Annotated in this window: 12 protein-coding genes and 4 tRNA genes; 8 read left to right on the forward strand and 8 right to left on the reverse strand. The window is 39.0% G+C overall.

Translation table 11 applies throughout. The annotated features are described in order from the left end of the window. Positions 1 to 249: 249 nt before the first annotated feature. Positions 250 to 2463, forward strand: coding sequence for a TonB-dependent receptor (locus TOL5_RS03570; protein WP_121775011.1), 2214 nt, complete (start codon positions 250 to 252; stop codon positions 2461 to 2463). Positions 2464 to 2601: 138 nt separating this feature from the next. On the opposite strand, the gene pta is transcribed toward TOL5_RS03570, so the two are convergent. From pta to TOL5_RS03585, 3 genes are all read right to left on the reverse strand, one after another. Continuing rightward, on the reverse strand, positions 2602 to 4743 hold the full coding sequence (gene pta / locus TOL5_RS03575) for a phosphate acetyltransferase (RefSeq protein ID WP_139419629.1): 2142 nt from the start codon (positions 4741 to 4743) through the stop codon (positions 2602 to 2604). Between the two features lie 274 nt (positions 4744 to 5017). Then, positions 5018 to 6235 (reverse strand): acetate/propionate family kinase, encoded by a 1218-nt coding sequence (locus TOL5_RS03580; RefSeq protein WP_004830154.1) that lies wholly within the window; start codon positions 6233 to 6235, stop codon positions 5018 to 5020. A gap of 558 nt (positions 6236 to 6793) precedes the next feature. Further along, positions 6794 to 8059, reverse strand: coding sequence for a glutamate-5-semialdehyde dehydrogenase (locus TOL5_RS03585; RefSeq protein WP_121775013.1), 1266 nt, complete (start codon positions 8057 to 8059; stop codon positions 6794 to 6796). A 304-nt stretch (positions 8060 to 8363) separates the two neighbouring features. On the opposite strand from TOL5_RS03585, the gene TOL5_RS03590 reads away from it, so the two are divergent. Beyond that, entirely contained in the window at positions 8364 to 9707 is a 1344-nt protein-coding gene (locus TOL5_RS03590) for an alpha/beta fold hydrolase (protein WP_004830150.1), read from the forward strand. 59 nt (positions 9708 to 9766) lie between these two features. Here the strand turns inward: TOL5_RS03590 and TOL5_RS03595 are convergent, their stop codons facing one another. Continuing rightward, on the reverse strand, positions 9767 to 10609 hold the full coding sequence (locus TOL5_RS03595; RefSeq protein ID WP_121775014.1) for a class I SAM-dependent methyltransferase: 843 nt from the start codon (positions 10607 to 10609) through the stop codon (positions 9767 to 9769). Between the two features lie 255 nt (positions 10610 to 10864). Then, the gene (gene nagZ / locus TOL5_RS03600) at positions 10865 to 11884 is read right to left on the reverse strand and encodes a beta-N-acetylhexosaminidase (protein WP_005033716.1); all 1020 of its coding nucleotides are present in this window, start codon (positions 11882 to 11884) and stop codon (positions 10865 to 10867) included. A gap of 196 nt (positions 11885 to 12080) precedes the next feature. Between nagZ and TOL5_RS03605 the strand changes: the two genes are divergently transcribed. Beyond that, positions 12081 to 14264, forward strand: a complete 2184-nt coding sequence (locus TOL5_RS03605; RefSeq protein WP_151780635.1) for a carboxy terminal-processing peptidase — start codon at positions 12081 to 12083, stop codon at positions 14262 to 14264. Positions 14265 to 15122: 858 nt separating this feature from the next. On the opposite strand, the gene dapE is transcribed toward TOL5_RS03605, so the two are convergent. From dapE to TOL5_RS03620, 3 genes are all read right to left on the reverse strand, one after another. Continuing rightward, positions 15123 to 16256 carry a succinyl-diaminopimelate desuccinylase gene (dapE, locus tag TOL5_RS03610; protein ID WP_004830145.1) on the reverse strand — a complete coding sequence of 378 codons (1134 nt, stop codon included), beginning with the start codon at positions 16254 to 16256 and terminating at the stop codon, positions 15123 to 15125. A 161-nt stretch (positions 16257 to 16417) separates the two neighbouring features. Further along, positions 16418 to 16558 (reverse strand): entericidin A/B family lipoprotein, encoded by a 141-nt coding sequence (locus TOL5_RS03615; protein ID WP_004830144.1) that lies wholly within the window; start codon positions 16556 to 16558, stop codon positions 16418 to 16420. A gap of 115 nt (positions 16559 to 16673) precedes the next feature. Continuing rightward, positions 16674 to 17519: a DUF1853 family protein gene (locus TOL5_RS03620; RefSeq protein ID WP_121775016.1), complete on the reverse strand. Its 846-nt coding sequence runs from the start codon at positions 17517 to 17519 to the stop codon at positions 16674 to 16676. A 215-nt stretch (positions 17520 to 17734) separates the two neighbouring features. Between TOL5_RS03620 and TOL5_RS03625 the strand changes: the two genes are divergently transcribed. From TOL5_RS03625 to TOL5_RS03645, 5 genes are all read left to right on the forward strand, one after another. After that, positions 17735 to 18127, forward strand: coding sequence for a YbaN family protein (locus TOL5_RS03625; protein WP_004830140.1), 393 nt, complete (start codon positions 17735 to 17737; stop codon positions 18125 to 18127). A 283-nt stretch (positions 18128 to 18410) separates the two neighbouring features. Then, a tRNA-Val gene (locus tag TOL5_RS03630) sits at positions 18411 to 18486 on the forward strand. Positions 18487 to 18507: 21 nt separating this feature from the next. Further along, positions 18508 to 18584 (forward strand) — tRNA-Asp (locus tag TOL5_RS03635). Positions 18585 to 18626: 42 nt separating this feature from the next. After that, positions 18627 to 18703: transfer RNA gene (locus tag TOL5_RS03640), tRNA-Asp, on the forward strand. Positions 18704 to 18778: 75 nt separating this feature from the next. Beyond that, positions 18779 to 18854 (forward strand) — tRNA-Val (locus tag TOL5_RS03645). Positions 18855 to 18859 lie beyond the last annotated feature (5 nt).

Below are 18859 nucleotides of genomic sequence, written 5' to 3' on the forward strand. Positions count from 1 at the left end.
TGATTGTAAATGTGATAAATGTCACGTAAATAGCGCAAAAATATTTTAATTATTTTTTTGAATTTTATAGATATTTTTTAGAATTATTTAGTTAATGCTTAAGATTATTATTAGTTTATTTCAATAAAAATATGCTCAAATAAGGAGAAAATGGTTGTTTATGTGCAGAGATTGATATATTTATGTAAAAAATTATGAAAATTTGTATTATAATGATAATTATTATCATTACGATTTTTTGAGGATGCAATGCGTTTTGTCAAAAAAAGCTTAACACTCATGATGCTATCAACGGGATGCCTGTTTGTTTCCACTCAGGCATTTTCTGATTCTGATACGGTTAAACAAGAACAAAAAACCAATACAGCAACACTTCCCACCATTGTGATTGAAGCAATGGCAGATGGTGACCCCATTAAAACCTATGTGGACTATAAACAGGCCAGTGTGACGCGAAATGGTTTGGATAAGAAAGATATTCCTCAAACTGTAGATACGATTGATGTGTCTAAATATAAGTTGTATGGCGCAAATGATTTAAGCGTGATGTTACAGGGAACTCCTGGTGTTTCGACCAGTTATGACACGAGAAATGATGGAATCACTATTCGTGGATTCAATGCCGATGAGAATGATATCTATCGTGATGGGATTCGTGAAAGCGGACAATACCGACGCAGTACCGCCAATGTTGAACGTATTGAAATACTCAAAGGACCAGCTTCTGTGCTCTATGGACGAAGTTCAGGCGGTGGCGTGATTAATATGGTGACCAAAGTTGCCAATTTTGACTCAAAAAGTTCAATTGGTGCTTATGTTGGGTCTTATGATAACGTTGGTGGAGTCATTGATTTCAATAAGGTACTTAATGACAACTGGGCTGTGCGTTTAGTCGGTGAAAAGTCAGATACCAATAGCTTCCGCTCGGGAATAGGTTTTAATCAGGAAATGTTATCTCCAAGTTTGACCTATCGTAGTGATGACGAAAAATTACTTTGGACGACTGAATATACTTATGACAGTTTAAACAGAACGCCTGATCGTGGTCCAGTCTATAATGAGTTGCCATCAGGGGTTTCAATTAAAACGGGCTTTGCAGGTACAAATGATAATATTGTTGATGAAACCAAGTCATTTAGAACTGATCTGAAATATGAATTTGCACCAAATTGGAAATTTCATTGGGCATTGAGTCATCGTGAATCTTTTCAAGATTTTGATAACTTCTTTAGCGGTACATGGTGTTCAGCAGCAGGGTTACAAAATGATGGTAAAAAATGCGACTGGCAAGGAAAAATTCGTCAAAACTATGCTTGGCAGCAAACCACCAATAAAACACTCTTAAATACCTTTGACATTACAGGTCAATTTAAAACAGGTGTTTTAGACCATAAGGTTATGTTTGGTAGTGATTGGTCAAATGAAAAACGAGAACCAATTTTAGGGAATTATTCAAGTGGTGGCAGTGCTGGACTCTATTATCGTTATGTCAATCCATTTGATACGTCTGATAGTTATTTATCTGATGGTTGGTCTAAGCTCAATGGTTCTCGTCCAGCAGAAACCTCTCACACTAAAACCGATGCAAGCTCTTTAAGCTTCTTCTTACAAGACCTAATTTCATTTAATGAAAAATATAAAATAATGTTAGGTGTTCGTTACGATAGTTATGATTTTGCGACCAATGATGTTCGTAATCAGCGTAAACGTTCATATCGGGATGAAAGTTTAAGCCCTAATATTGGTTTTGTTTGGCAACCAGTTGAGAGTCAAAGTTTTTATACCTCTTATAGTAAAAGTTTCTCTCCTTATGGTGGTCGAGGATTGTTATTGGTGAGTACAACGGTAAGTCCAAGTACATACGATGCTGAACCGCAATATAATGAGCAATATGAGATTGGGGTAAAAAGTGATTGGTTGGATGGTCGTTTAAATACTCAGCTTTCTGTATTCGATATTACTAAAAATAACATACGTTATCAGCCTGACTCAGTGAACAGACCAAATGACTGGGAAGTCGGGCAGAAACAACAATCACAAGGTGTGGAGTTTAGTTTTATTGGTCGAGTCTTAGATAATCTCTATGTGCGAGGTGGTTATGGTTATACCGATGCTAAATGGAAAAGTGATAGTCGTACTGGTGTAAAAGATGAAGATGTTTTAAAAGGTAAAAAGCTCAAAAAAATTTCTGAAAATACGGGCAACCTATTTGTACGTTATTTACCAACAGAGAAATGGTATGGTGAAGTGGGTGCGACTTATGTAGGCTCTTATTATACTACGGATAAAAATTTAATAAAAATGCCAGACTGGACTCGTGTCGATGCAGCAGTAGGCTATAAAGATGATAAATGGGGTGCAACATTTGCTGTGAATAATCTCACTGATAAAGAATATTGGCGTTCAGATTCTATGCCAGGGACACCAAGAAACTATCTGTTCCGTGTGAATTATTATTTCTAAGTCCTGTGAAATAACTTGCTATGTGCCTTATATTGATTTGAATTATGGTATTGGGCACAGAGCTGGTTGAGTTATAGAAACAACAAAATAAAAACCCACGCAAATAATTTGAGTGGGTTTTTTATCTGTATAAAAAGCTTATTGCGTTGCTTGTTGTTCTGATTGAATCGCCGTCAATGCTATGGTAAATACAATATCATCAACCAATGCACCACGGGACAAGTCATTCACAGGTTTGTTCAAACCTTGCAACATAGGACCAACACTCACCACATTGGCTGAGCGCTGAACTGCTTTATAGGTGGTATTTCCTGTATTGAGATCAGGGAAAATAAAGACATTGGCACGACCTGCGACCTGAGAGTCTGGTGCTTTAGAACGCCCCACACTTTCCACAGACGCAGCATCATATTGTAATGGTCCATCAATCAACAAATCTGGGCGACGTTGTTTGGCAATTTCGGTTGCTTTAGCCACTTTCTCCACTTCTGCACCGGCGCCTGAAGTCCCAGTCGAATAGGAAATCATCGCAATACGTGGGTCAATACCAAAAGCTTTTGCTGAATCTGCTGACTGAATCGCAATCTCTGCCAGTTGTTCAGCATCTGGATCTGGATTAATCGCACAATCTCCGTACACATACACTTCATCAGGCAAGAGCATAAAGAAGATTGAGGATACTAAAGAGTATTCAGGGGCTGTTTTAATCAGTTGGAAAGCGGGGCGAACAGTATTGGCTGTAGTATGTACTGCACCTGATACCAAGCCATCCACTTGATCTAATGCCAACATCATCGTCCCTAACACTACAGTGTCTTGAAGTTGTTCACGTGCCTGCAATTCATTGAGTTTACCTTTACGCAGTTCAACCATTTGCGCGACATAGTTTTCACGAATAAGGTCAGGGTCAATAATTTCTAAATCAGCGGGTAATTCGATGTTGCGGGCTTTGGCCACATCAAAAACAGCTTCAGGTTTTGCTAACAATACACATTGTGCAATTCCACGAGATTGGCAAATAGCCGCTGCCTGAATGGTACGTGGTTCATCACCCTCTGGAAGTACAATGCGTTTTTTTGCTGCAATTGATTTTTGCACCAATTCATGACGGAATGCAGAAGGAGAGAGGCGAGGTTTATAATCACCATTGAGGATTTGAAGTAACCAGTCTTGATCGATATGACTAGAAACGAAACGAGTAACTTGATCTGCTCGCTCTGTATCATCTACAGGAATTTCATTCCCTAGATTTGCCAATTGTTGCGCAGTTTCAAATGTACTGAGTGGTGTGTGTAAAATCGGTAAGCCATTTTTAATTGCAGATTGGCAGAACTCTAAAACCAATGGATTAGGTTCATGATGTTCAGTAAGAACTAAACCTGCAAGTGGAATACCATTGCTGGTGGCTAAGCTACTTGCCAACAGAACATCAATACGATCGGATGCACTGATAATTAATTCGCCAGCAACAAACTTTTGTAATTCATGCTCAATATTTGAAGCAATCAAACTGCTGTGCAAAACACGGCGTGTGTTGGCTTTACCTTGATTAATCCATGTCGCCTGAATCTGTTTTGCGAGATCAGAGATGCGGGGTACACTCAAGGTATCACTGAAAGGCACCAATCCAATGATTGGGAAAGCTGCTGAGCCAATGTGAGCATACGTTTTTTGAATTTCAGTTTTGAATTTTTCGGTATCAGAGATTAAACGTAGACTTGGGTCAATGGTCACTGGAATTTGAGCAGATTCCTCTGGTAAGCCACGTGTACGCATAAACAATACACCTGCATTACGCGTAGATGAAGCACCTCCAAAGTTACGTAATTGTGCTTCGACTTTTTCAGCAGTGTATTCAGGTCGATTGATGTCGGCATTGCTGACAAAGATAACTTTTGCATCTAGTGCTTGCGCCAAAGAAGCATTCAGATCACTGGCAAAAGCATCACGCGCTGTCGGGACCAAACCTTCGACAATAATAATGTCATGTGATTTAGCCACTTGACGCTGTAAACTCACTGCTTCTTCTAAAAGCTCATCAGTTTCGCCATCATTTAACTGTTGAGTAATTTTTGCATAAGTAATCGGTTCAACAGTGTCTAATTTTGAAATATGGCGATACAGAGCTGTTGTGCGATCTGGTTCTGCTTGTAATTCTTGTGAAAATGGCTTGACGAAGCCTGCTTTAACACCTTGGCATTCCAAAGCATAAACTAAGCCTAGGCATGCAGAAGTTAATCCGACACCTTCCCCAGTTGGAACCAACAGAATTGTTTTCATAGACTATTCTTTAATAAATTAAAAGATTGAAATTTGTATATACAGAGAAGATCACAAAGCAGAATACACTATTTGACGCAAAATCTTTATTCATCGATACATTTGAGTCAAATACTTAGAGTTTCTGTAATTAGCGACATGATTATATGACTTTTATTCAAAGATTACAGGAACTCTAAAATGTATAATTTTTTGCTTTGTTGTAGATCATGCTTTTAATAATTTCATGATCTTACAACGGATCATCTTGGCGCAGATTATTGTTAACGACAGTTTAAGCTGTCGCAACATCTGATTCAGGCTTTTTTGCAGCCTGTTGTACCTCATGCTCAACCACATGTACCGTTTCTTTGGCAATACGACCTTCTTCATCTGTTGGAACAACCCAAATTTGCGGACCTGTTCCAGCATCGATACGACCTTCAGTGCCGCGTTTTAAACCATCATTTTGTTCTTTGCTTAGGTTAAAACCGAAGTGTGGTAGGTATGACACGGTTTTTTCACGAATATATGCTGAATTCTCGCCAATACCACCTGTGAAGAATAAACCATCGATACGCGGTAAGCCACAGCTTAATGCCGCGAGTGATTTTGCTAAACGATAACAGAATACTTCGATGGCTAAAGTGGCATCTTCGTTGCCTTGTTCTGAAGCTTCAATCAAAGTACGCATATCGTTAGAAAGATCAGATAAGCCGAGCAAACCTGATTGGCTATTCAGCATTTTATCAATTTTATAAATATCCCAGCCTAGATTAGACGCGAGGAAGCTATGAATACTTGGATCTACATCACCACTACGTGTCCCCATCACCACACCTTCAAGTGGCGTAAGTCCCATTGAAGTATCTACACTTTGACCATTCCAAATTGCGCATGTCGAGCTACCATTACCCAAATGTGCAGTTAACCAACCACCATGTTTATAGCTACCAGCAAGTTCAGAACCACGTTCAGAAACATAAGCATGGCTAGTACCGTGAAAACCATAACGACGAACATTGTGTTGGGTATAAAGAAATTTTGGCAATGCATAACGATAAGCATGTGCAGGCATGGTTTGATGGAATGCAGTATCAAATACAGCCACCTGCGGTAGTTCTGGGAATAGACGCATTGTGGCATCAATACCGACTAGGTGAGCAGGGTTATGCAGTGGAGCTAAAGGTGTTGCTTCACGAATTTTTTCTACAATTTCAGGTGTAAGCAATTCTGCTTTGGTCAATGTACCACCGTGAACAACACGATGACCAATTGCCTTCGGTTGATATTGTGATAAACGACTCAAGATGGTTTCAAGAGCTTTTTCATGGTCTGCATGTGGAATGGAGAGTTCAAGTGGCTGATTGCCCGCAGTGATCCCTTTAATACGTGCATCAGCAGAGCCAAGGTTTTCTGCTAAACCAAAGATCCGATCTTCACGACGTTCAGAAACAAGCGCATATTTGATTGATGAAGATCCGCAGTTAATTACTAATACTGATGTAGACACGTTTTAATACCCGAAATTGTAATTTGAAAAAGTCATCCTGATTGATCTGATTACGCTTTATTTATAGGGCCAATTAGATCAGTAGTGATGTTGTACCATGTGTAGTTTTTTTGTCCTAGATAGACTTTAGGTGATTAGACTTTCGGACTATCGACCTGATATTGATTAATATTTAATATTTATCAGTTGATTATTAAAAACTATCATTCATCTTTATTTTAATCTATCTGCATTGTGCAGTTTCTTGTAAACAAACTTATATCCTTGTCTAGCAATTAATCTGTCTGAGCATAAAGCGGATCTGTTGGTTTTGTCGTCATTATTGATGATCTGCATTCTTGTGAAACTAAGCTTTGCTTTTAAAAATTCATATATAAAGATAAAAGGTTTATTTGGGGAATGAATGATTGAAATCATATCAATTGTACGAATACTCAGACGATTTGGCTATAGAGATGTTACTGTGCAAAAAGTCGCCCCTTATCTTTAGACAAAACTTATAAAAAAACTCAGCGCTGTAGGACACAACGCTGAGTGTTTAAAGTTTCAAAAATTCGATTAATGACGAATTTGACCGTCACCCAATACAATCCATTTTTGTGAAGTTAAGCCTTCAAGTCCAACTGGACCACGAGCATGGATTTTATCGGTTGAAATACCGATTTCAGCGCCTAAACCATATTCAAAACCATCTGCAAAACGGGTAGAGGCATTGACCATTACTGAACTTGAGTCTACACGAGTTAAGAATTGGCGTGCCAAACTAAAGTTTTCAGTGATGATCGCATCGGTATGATGGGAACCATATTTATTGATATGTTGAATGGCTTCTTCAATCCCGGTCACAATTTTTACTGCCAAAATTGGACCAAGATATTCTTCATACCAATCTTCTTCACTTGCCGGTTTTACGATATTGCCTAAGATCTTTTGAACTTTGATACAACCACGTAATTCAACCTGTTTTTCCGCATAGAGCTCGGCAATACGAGGTAAAAATTCTTCCGCGATTTTTTCATCGACCAATAAAGTTTCCATGGCATTGCATACACCATAACGATGTGTTTTCGCATTTAATGCGATTGGCAGTGCTTTATGAAGGTCTGCCTGAGCTTCAACAAACACGTGACAATTACCATCCAAGTGTTTAATCACAGGGATTGTTGCTTCATTGCTAATACGTTCAATCAGACCTTTGCCACCACGTGGTACGATGACATCGACATATTCAGACATCGTGATCAACTGACCAACTGCTGCACGATCAGATGTATTGATGACCTGTACACACGTTTCAGGTAATCCTGCTGCTTTTAAGCCGTGTTGAATGGCTTGAGCAATTGCCTGATTTGAATTCAGTGCTTCAGAACCGCCGCGTAGAATGATGGCATTGCCTGATTTAAGTGCTAATGACGCTGCTTCAAGGGTTACATTTGGACGTGATTCATAGATCATACCAACGACACCTAAAGGCACGCGCATTTTACCGATTTGAATTCCTGTTGGACGAAAAGCCAAATCAGTAATTTCACCAATTGGATCTACAAGACCTATTACATCTTTTAAGCCTTGTAACATGCCTTTGAAGCGTGTGGGGTTAAGTTCTAAACGATCAAGTAAAGCGCTATCTAAATTGTTGTCACGACCTTTGGTCATGTCAATTTGGTTAGCAGCTAAGATTTGCGGTTCACTATTTTCCAAAGCAGTATAAATAGCAGATAAGGCATTATTTTTTACAAGTGTAGTCGCACCTGCCAAAGCACCAGCGGCTTGACGGGCTTGAATTCCTACAGTTTGCATATACTGTTCAATTGAATCTTGCATAGCAGTTTATTTGATCGTTTAAAAATTTCCCTTTGATAGTAGCAGTCTAAGCAAAGGCAAGGAAGTATTTCATTGAAATAAACTTATTTACCCCGCGCATAGCCACTAAATATCTTGCAATGTTTTTGCCATTTAAACTGGACAGACGGTCAATTTAGCGATTGCGTATAAATCACACATCTGTAAGAATGAAACAATAAGGACATTGATGTGATACAGAACATATACGTATCACAAATTTGAAAGAATAATGCGGGTCGAAATCTTGCATATTAAAAGAATAAAGCAAGGATGGAGGAAGGATATGAATTCCATTATCCAAATGGACACAGAATCACACCAATCTTTATCAAGCTTTGGTTTTTTCGACATATACCATAAAAATAGTTTCAAACAGGAACCCAGGACAACTTGGATTGATGGTTGGAAAGTTGAGTATATGGCGATTGCTGATGCACGAACTATTCACAATACCCCGATTGTGATTGTAGGAGGGGCATTTCAAAATTTTAACTCCTATAAATATTGTGTTGAGCAATTCTTTGAAAGTGGTCCAGTCATTCTCATTGATCTACCCTCTATGGGAGCGAATCAGCAAATTACCAATATCGATTCTGGTCTATCTGCGGGTACTTTGGAACTGCCTGATCTTTCACGTATGTTGGGTCAGTGGCTAGATATCGTGAATATTCAAAAAGTTGCTGTTGTTGGTATTTCCCTAGGATCGGTGATCGCCTCCTTTTTTGTTGACCAACGTCCAGAACTTGTTGAAAAGATGATCTTAATGGGCGTCATGCAGGAAACTCGTAAGAGCTGGCGCATGTTATTGGAAGAGTCTTTAATGTTGATGAAAGAGCAACGGATGGATGAATTTGGTCAAGCCGTTATTCTTTATTTGGTCAATCATGCCAAACTCGATAAAACTCGAATGTCGCCTACCGCGAAAAGATTGTTCTTTAAGCAAATGGCTGAGTTTTCAAATACAGAACAAGAACGTTATGAAATCAACTGCAATCGTTTATTACGTTTGAGCCACGTTCCTGTTCCACGTGTAAATACACTGGTGGCATGCGGTCAGTATGACAGTTTTACACTGCCCCATGAAAATGCTCATTTTGCTTTGCAATGCCCAGATATGCAATTTGCCATGATTGCCAATGCGGATCATGTGCCACAATTACAACGCCGTAAAGAAACCATGAATTTATTTACGACCTATTTGCAAGGGAAATCTATTCAGGGATTGGATGGAATTATCAATTTAACACGCGAGCAAATGCACAATATTGAACGTCGTGGTGAGGCTCGGATTCATGTGCTTGATCCACAGCGTCAATTAACGCATCGTCATTCTAATAAAGTGATTCCCGTTCACATTGTTGATTTAAATTATTTTGGACTTTTAATGGATCTTGATCATCTGCCTGATTTGAGTTTTGTGAATGAACATACTCGAGATTTGGCATTGAATCTGAGTGATGATGAGGGCGAATTTGCAATTGAGTGTCTAATTTTTGAAACTTGTGAAGATGGTGTTCGTGCACTATTTAAACATGGTAGTTTTGAAAATGCAGATCGTTTGTTACGCTTTATCACTCGCCAAACTCAAGCCCAAACCTATAGGGTTGAAGATACCGCTTTAGCTTAATGAGGCAATAAAAAACCAGTTCAAATGTGAACTGGTTTTTTTATTTTATTTCTCACTTTTTATAATTGTGCATCTACTACCCACACTAAATCGCCATGATGTTCTTCAGGATTTTGTTGATGATCTGGATTGAAATAAAGGCGAGGTTGAATCACTTCAACCTTTTTAAAACCTGCTTCAGAGATAAAATGTCTGACTTGTTCTGGAGAGATAAAATGAAAAGTAAAGGCACTTCTAGACATCAATTTCAGTAGTTTGCTGCTGTTCCAGATAACGGCAGCCAATTTGTTTTTGACAGGTTTAGGATATACGTCGGTGAGATAGTGTAAAGCTTTAAAGCCTTGCCCATAATTTGCTATGGATTGGATCAATTGTTTTAAAAGGTCTTTGTTAAAGTAATTGATTAAGCCTTCACTGATCACAACGAGGGGTTTCTGAGGATCAAAAACTTTGAAGGCATTTTGAAAGTCTTGGGTAAATAAGTCGACTGATAAAACCGCTGGGCTGGCGGGATCTATCTGTTTTAATGCTGCTTGTTTGGTTGTTGCCATCTCAGGCAAATCTAATTCACGATAATCGATTTGAGCGTATTGTTGTCTAAACCACCATCCACGTGGAGATAATCCAGCAGCAATTTCAAGTACTTGTAAATCAGGGAATTGTTCAATCAATTGATGTAAACGATTATCCAAGATGGTGTGGCGTTGTTTTAACGTGGTGCGCATACTGCCACCAACAAATCTTTCGCCCCAACTTTCGATGGGATGCGCAATCATAGCCAGTCTTTTGCCTTTCGCTGTTGCAAGCAAAGGATGGGAAATCCCCATTTGATACCAAATATAGCCTGTATAATGTGCGGTAAATGAAATATGACGATGTTTTGAAAGTTGTTGGTCTGACATAGTTTTCCTTAACTATTATTTTTTTAATTGGGACATCAAATATGGCAACACAAATCATAAATTCAACGGTTGCCTGATACGTTCTTCCTGATTTCCATATAGGACTTTACAGTGCCTTTTAAGCCACACGAATGATGAAAAATATTTGCACACTATTCATCGTGTTATCTTAGCGAGCATAACGCAAGACTAATAAACTTAAAATGTCCTCCCTACAATCTGCTATGCATTGTAGGAGGAACTTTATCTATCTTTTTAAAGAGAATTTCTGAATTCTTCAATGACTTTTTTGACAGTTTTCCATTCATCACCTAAATCAAATGATTCACCGATGATGATATTGGGAATTTTGCCGCGCATACGTGCTAAACGTGTTTGGTTTGGTAATGGTAAGTTCTCAATACCTGCCAAAGCAATACATGCGGATTCACGATTATTACAAACGAGTCCCATATCACAGCCCGCTTCGAGTGCTGCACGAATACGAGCATCTGCACCTCCAGCAACACAAGCAGCCTGCATACTCAAATCATCTGAAAAGAGAACACCATCAAATTTTAAAGTTTGACGTAATACTTTTTGAATCCAATAAGCGGAGAATCCAGCTGGGTTTGGGTCAACTTTTTCATAAATCACATGAGCAGGCATGAGGGCATCCAATTGCCCCTGAAGTTGGATGAAACTCTGCATGTCATTGTCATAAATGTCTTGGTAATCTCGTTGATCAATTGCCGCAGCCACATGTGAATCTGCTTTGACCGAACCATGCCCAGGAAAGTGTTTCCCCGTGGTTGCCATACCAGCACGTTGCATCCCTTTCATAAAAGCACTTGCCAATGGAACAATATCTTGCACATTTTCAGCAAAAGCACGGTCACCAATCACATCACTGATGTCATTGATATCCAAGACTGGAGCGAAACTAAAGTCAATCCCAACAGCAAGCACTTCAATTGCCATCAACCAGCCACATTGCTCAGCCAATGCTATGGCTTTTTCAGGTTGGCTTAAGTAAAGTTGACCAAAATGCCCCATGGCTGGAAGCAAAGTAAAACCATTTTTTAAGCGTTGTACACGACCACCTTCTTGGTCAACTGCAATTAAAATGTCTGGGCGAATTTTACGCATATGGTCAGTCAAGGCACGGACCTGAGCAGGAGATTCTATATTTCTTGAAAATAAAATCATGCCACCGACTTGCGGAGCGCGTAATAGTTCAATATCTTCTTGAGTAAGTTCTGTGCCTGCAATATCAAGCATCAATGCGCCGATCATAGGAATCCACGGTTGTATTTATATAAACTTGGAAACAATACCCGATTTCTGCAATGATTTGCTACATTTACTCAGTACAGATTATGCTAAAACTACACAACACACACAGATAAAATCGTTTAAGATGTTGAAACTGTTGAGTTCAGATTGAAAAACGATAGAGAAATTGGAAAACCCAAGGAAATATTAAGAATTTATGAAAATTCAAACTCTCGCTTGCGCTATAGCACTTGCAACAGGTGGTTTGTTCTTCACACATACCATCAATCAAGCAATGGCGGAAACCAATGCTACAAACGTTGCTCAATCGCTTCATCCTTCACAAGAACAAGCACTTGTGACTCGTCAATTGGCAACATTAATTGATCGTCAGCATTATTTAAACATGCGTTTAGATGCCAATACATCCAATCGTATTTTAGATATGTATATTGATAGTCTTGATCCTGAACATACGTTATTTTTAGCTTCAGAAATTGAACAATATAAAAAGCAATATGGCGCAACGTTAGGTGCAAAACTAAAAGCGGGTGATTTGTCTGGACCTTTTGCCATTCATGCACATTATCGTGCACGTTTAAAAGAGTTTTATGAATTTGAATTGGCTGAACTGAAAAAAACACAAAACTTAAATCAGCCGAATGAATTTATCGATACAGACCGTGAAAAAGCTGCATTTTTTGGTAGTAAAGCTGAATTACAGAATTATTGGCGCAAAATGCTGGTTTCGCAGTTGATTAATCTCACTATTGCAAAACAAGAAGATCAAGCTAAACAAAAAGCATTGAAAGACGATCCAACGCTTGCCAACGGGCAAGATTTAGCTGCATCTGAAGATCTAACGCCTGTTCAGACCTTAACTAAACGTTATACACGTCAATTGGAACGAATCGGTCGGACTAAGAGCGATGATGTGCTTGAACGTATCCTCAATGCAATGACATTAACCTATGATCCACATAGTAATTATTTCCCGCCTGTTGATGCGATGGAGTTGAATCGCCAAACGACCTTACAACTTGAGGGGATTGGTGTGTCCATTCGCCCTGAACGTGGCAATGAAGACTATACGAAGATTGAAACCATCGTAGATGGCGGACCTGCAAGCAAAACAGGACAAGTGAAGTCGGGTGATCGGATTATTGGTGTTGCCCAAGATGGCGACAAAATGGTTGATGTGATTGGCTGGCCAAGTTCTGAAATTGTTGGTTTGATTCGTGGTAAACGTGGAACCAAAGTTTCTGTGAAATTACTTGGCGCTGGTGCTTCGATGAGCCAAGCTCGCGTTGTGACCATTACTCGTGATGTTATCCAAGAAGAAGATGCCGGTGTACGTTCACGTACAGTTGAAATCAACCGTGATGGGCAAAAACATAAATTTGGTGTGTTAGAAATTCCATCATTCTACTTGAACTATCGTGCTCGTCGTGCAGGTACAGAATATCGTTCTGTATCTGAAGATACCAACAAAGCATTAAAAGCACTGGCTGCTCAAAATGTAGAAGGGATTATCATCGACTTGCGTAATAACCCAGGTGGTTCTTTAGAAGAAGTTGCCAAAATGATTGGGCAAGTGATTAAAGAAGGACCTGTCGTCCAAATTCGTGATGGTAATGGCAATGTCAGCGTGTTTGAAGACACAGATGGTGGTGCACAAACCTATGCGGGTCCTTTGGCTGTATTGGTGAATTTAGCTTCTGCATCCGCAAGTGAAATTTATTCTGCCGCACTTCAGGATTATGACCGCGCCGTGATTCTGGGAAGTACCACCACAGGCAAGGGAACTGCACAAGTTCAGTTGGATAGTTTGGCTTATGGTCAAGCAACATTGACGCAACGTAAGTTCTACCGTGTTACGGGGGGAAGTACACAAAATAAAGGTGTGATTCCTGACATCAAACTGGTTGACATCTATGATGAAGAGTTCGGCGAGCGTAAAGCGAAGAATGCTTTGAAATGGGATACCATTCCAACAGCACCATTTAAGCGTGAAGATTCAATTCAACCTTATGTGGCGCAACTCGATCAAAAATCTAAGGTGCGTGTAAGTCAGGACCCTCAATTTCAATATCTAGAAACACGTAAAGCAATTGCTCAAGAAACCAAAGATCAAAAACGTATTTCTTTGGATATTGATAAACGTAAAGCAGAGTTGGTTGCGCTTGAAATGAAAACTTTAGCTGCTGAAAACAAACGTCGTGCTGCGACAGGCTTGAAACCTTATTCGAATTGGGAAAGCTATCAAGCCAGTTTAGATGCATTGGCAGAGTCCAGAGCTAAAATGAAAGCAAATCAACGTCCAGCGTTGCCTGAAGAAGAGACTTTTGTGAATGAGGCTGCTAATGTGTTGCTTGATATGTCACATTTGAAAAGTAAATAATGAATGACCTTAAAATAGGTTGACAGTGATGTTATATAAACGCCCGATGAGCTTGATAGGGCGTTTATATTTTTAGAAGAATATAATTTTTTATATAGTCTAAATTGATGTTTTTATAATATTTTTAAATATCTGGTATTTTGATAGATGGGCTAAATTTCATTTTTCAAGATATAGCAAAACCACCTGATTATTCATATAAAGATTTTGATTTCTATCCTTGCAAATCTATTTAACCTTTAGGCGTAAAATATGACATTGAAAGCTTTATATCATCTAGCAACGTATTCTTAACGTTCATTTTATTGATCAAGAGAAATGATATTTTGTTGTATGCATTTTTCAACTGATTGACTAAAGCATTCGTTTTACTGTCCAAGCATTTTATCTATATTATTTTGTAATAGTCTACCTGCCAAATAACATCAATTGTGATATTTCTGGTATAGCACCAGATATTGCTTAAACAGGATTCTAGATTTCGATCAACATGATCAATGAAAGGGCAGGATTTTGATATTTGGAGAAGCACTTTATTCAACATATGAGATCATGGTTTTTTTGACGATGTGCCTATTAGCCAGTTCTCGGTTTAGATTGTTTGTTACTTTATAGGTTGAGGGGCAGTTATATCAACCATCCAGAGTCATTCTGTTTTGATTAACATCATGACTCTCTGCTTTAGGATCGCTTGTTTTAGGATGGGGGTTTTTTGATGTTACCAGTCATGATGGTCTATGGGTCAATCAAATAATCAAACTTTGCGCATCATGTTCAATGAATGATTCTATGATCTACACATACCCTCTTGTTACAAGCTGAAATGGTTTAAAATCTTGATCAAACAGTTTGAATGCGTTACGCAAGCAACTCAACCAAAATTTGTTCATAAATTTCAGCCAATGGCTCTAGTTCATCAATATTCACGTGTTCATTAACTTGGTGGATGGTTGCATTAAGTACGCCCAATTCAAGTACTTGTGCGCCAGTTGGAGCGATAAAACGTCCATCAGAAGTACCGCCGCTAGTGGAAAGCTCGGTGTCGGTACCTGTTACGTTTTTAATGGCAGTTCTTGCGGCATTCACCAATTCACCTACAGGTGTCAAAAATGGTAAACCTGAAAGTGTCCATTCAATATCATAGCTCACTTGATGGCGATCAAGTATCTCTAGCACACGAGCTTTGAGTTGATCTGCCGTGACTTCAGTGGAGTAGCGGAAATTAAAGGTTACTGTCATTGTACCTGGAACAACATTGGTTGCGCCTGTACCTGCTTGAATATTAGATACTTGGAACGAGGTTGCTGGGAAGTATTCATTGCCGTTGTCCCAAACAGTATCGCAAAGTTCTGCTAAGGCTTTGGATGCGGTATGAATCGGATTAATTGCCAAATGGGGATAGGCAACATGACCTTGTTTACCTTTTACTGTCAAGACGGCATTCAATGAACCACGACGTCCATTTTTAACGATGTCACCAAGGGTAGAAGTGCTTGAAGGTTCACCAACCAGACACCATGTCATTTTTTCATTACGGGCTTCTAAGGTTTCGACCACTTTGACAGTACCATTGATTGAAGGACCTTCTTCATCAGAGGTAATCAAAAAAGCAATAGAACCCTTATGGTCAGGGTGGTTTTTAACAAAACGTTCAGAGGCAACCACCATTGCTGCCAAGGCTGTTTTCATGTCGGCACTACCGCGACCATAGAGTTTACCATCGCGGATTTCTGGTAAAAATGGATCTGATTGCCAAGCATCTAAATGACCTGTTGGAACAACATCGGTATGACCTGCAAAGCAGAAAACTGGCGAGCTAGTTCCACGTCTTGCCCAAAGATTGTCTACATCTTCAAAACGCATATTTTCAATATTAAAACCAATTGCAGACAAACGATCTGCCATGATGTTTTGGCAATTGTGATCTACAGGTGTCACAGAGGGTTGACGAAGAAGCTGTAAACTGAGTTCTAAGGTATCCGAACGATTCATGGACATTGATCAAGTAAGAAAATTGAACAATATAATAGAGGAAGATAAAACTGAATGAAAACCCAAAAGCAGAGAAAGTCTAAAAGCTTTTAAATAAGCATGAAAAAGCCTTATCTGTGGCAGATAAGGCTTTCCAAAAATCAAATTTTGATGGTTGTGAATTACATCTTATTTTCAACTTTTTCTGCAGAATTCGTAACCGCATCCCCCGCTTTAGACACATCCTTACCAACACCTTTAAAAGTGTTACAGCCAGACAAAACAAAAGCGAATAACATTGAAACTGCTAAAATTTTTTTCATTACTATCTCCGTGTTTCACGCGTTAATTACATTTATACTATACGAAATTATTTGAAATATATCGTTATGCTTTTATGAGTGGATTCGTAAAGCACTGTATGAAAAACGTGAATAATTAAGTTTTTGTGTCAAGAGAAGACAATAAAGGTGCTTGGCGATACATATAAAATTGCTGGGTATGATGGTCATGGTACAAGCCATTGCACCACCATTGAGCAGTTGTTGAACTTTGTTTTAAATCTGGACAAATCCATTCATGTCGCTGTAAGCGATATAAACCTTGTTCAATGTGCTGTCCCCATTGTCCCAATCTACGTTGTTGATTAATCCATGAAGAGAGTGGGGCGGTGTGTCTAAAATAAGGGATATACAATTGTCCTTTGAGTACAGCCCATTTTTTTTCGATGTTTCGATCTAAAACTTGGCTAAATTGAAATTGTTTTTCAGAGAAATGATTTAATTTACGAAATAAAGTATCACTACGATTTAAGCCATACCAACGTGCTAAATGTAAATCTGCTTCACCTAAATAGTATTTTAAAGCAACTTCCCAATGCTCAATTTGCTGGGTTAGACGATTTAACACCAAAAAATCAATTTCTCCTTTTGTATGTTTTCCCTCAATGATTTGAATACTATGTTGAATCAGTTGGTAATGTGGATTGGCTTCATCTTGTAACCAAAACCAGAACAAATATTCAAAACGTAAACCTAAACGCGTACTTTTGAGTTGTTGAACAAACTCAATTAATGTTGTTGGATTTTGGTCCAATTCATCTAAACGTGTTTGATAGGCGAGAAATTGTTGTTGCCAAAACTCAGTATTATGTAATTCAAAATGATGGTGAATCTGCAATTCATCAGGGAGTGCTTGAATAATATTTGGACTGGCAATGCAAAAAGCCAATTGGCGGACAATCGGATGCTGATATTTCAACCAGGGTTCAAAATAATCTGTCATTGCATCACATCTCAGGTTGAAACTTAGGACTAATATAAAGAGAGCATAATGTGGTGATTCAAGCAAAGAAGCTTATCGAGATGCAAGTTTAATTTGTTGAGTATCGGAAATAATGAACAACATGATTCTAAAATAAAATGAGCAGTGTCGTTTGAAAATATACAGCGTATATCATTTGAACGTTATACTGGGTTGTGCGTAGATTGAGTGAAGCTATGAAAATTTTGTTTTGGCGAACATTGGTGGTGTTATTTATTGTGCTTGGATTTATTGGCGCATTATTACCTGGAATGCCAACCACAGTTTTTCTGATTTTAGCTGCATGGGCAGCCTCAAAAGGTTGGCCTCAAGTTGATGCATGGTTAATGAATCATCCTAAATATGGTGCAACACTTCGAGCATGGCGAGAGAATGGTACTGTGCCACGTAAAGCGAAATGGATTGCCAGTATCATGATGTTGATCAGTGGCATTATTATGCTCTTTACCAATGCACCTTTGGCCGTCAAAATTTTCACTGATCTCACGATGTTTATTGTCGCAGTCTGGTTGTGGTTACGTCCTGAACCTCGTTCTGTTTTAACGGGGAAGCAGCAGGACCAGCAGTGATTGGGTAGATTTTAAATATGCCCAAACCTCTAAAAGAGTTTTAAAGTCGTCATACAATAAAGCTGTAATACTGGAAATATCACTTAACCTACGAATCAAAGACAATAATAGCTGTTGAATGGATATTTGATAAATAGATAAATAATAAACAAAAAAGAATAAATTAAATTAAAATGATCTATTTTTTAATCACTCACGCCTAAAATACTTAAAACATAGAGAAAAGCGTTTGACACACAGTAAAGATTCTCTATAATGCACCTCACAAACGATGAAGTCGTTAGGGCGCTTAGCTCAGTTGGTAGAGCGTCTGCCTTACAAGCAGAATGTCGGCGGTTCGATCCCGTCAGCGCCCACCAAGCTTTAACGTTGAATTTAGTGCAGCGGTAGTTCAGTTGGTTAGAATATCGGCCTGTCACGCCGAGGGTCGCGGGTTCGAGTCCCGTCCGCTGCGCCATTAAATTCAAGAATCGTTTGTATCGCAATAATATGTTGAAGTGCAGCGGTAGTTCAGTTGGTTAGAATATCGGCCTGTCACGCCGAGGGTCGCGGGTTCGAGTCCCGTCCGCTGCGCCACTTTACAGAAAAATTGTGAACAGGTGTAATAACCTAATTAGAGTGTAGATAGATTTTTATTTATTGACTCGTTTAGGGCGCTTAGCTCAGTTGGTAGAGCGTCTGCCTTACAAGCAGAATGTCGGCGGTTCGATCCCGTCAGCGCCCACCATATAA

The sequence above is a fragment of the Acinetobacter sp. Tol 5 genome (assembly GCF_019702905.1).
In the GTDB taxonomy this organism is placed as follows: domain Bacteria; phylum Pseudomonadota; class Gammaproteobacteria; order Pseudomonadales; family Moraxellaceae; genus Acinetobacter; species Acinetobacter bereziniae.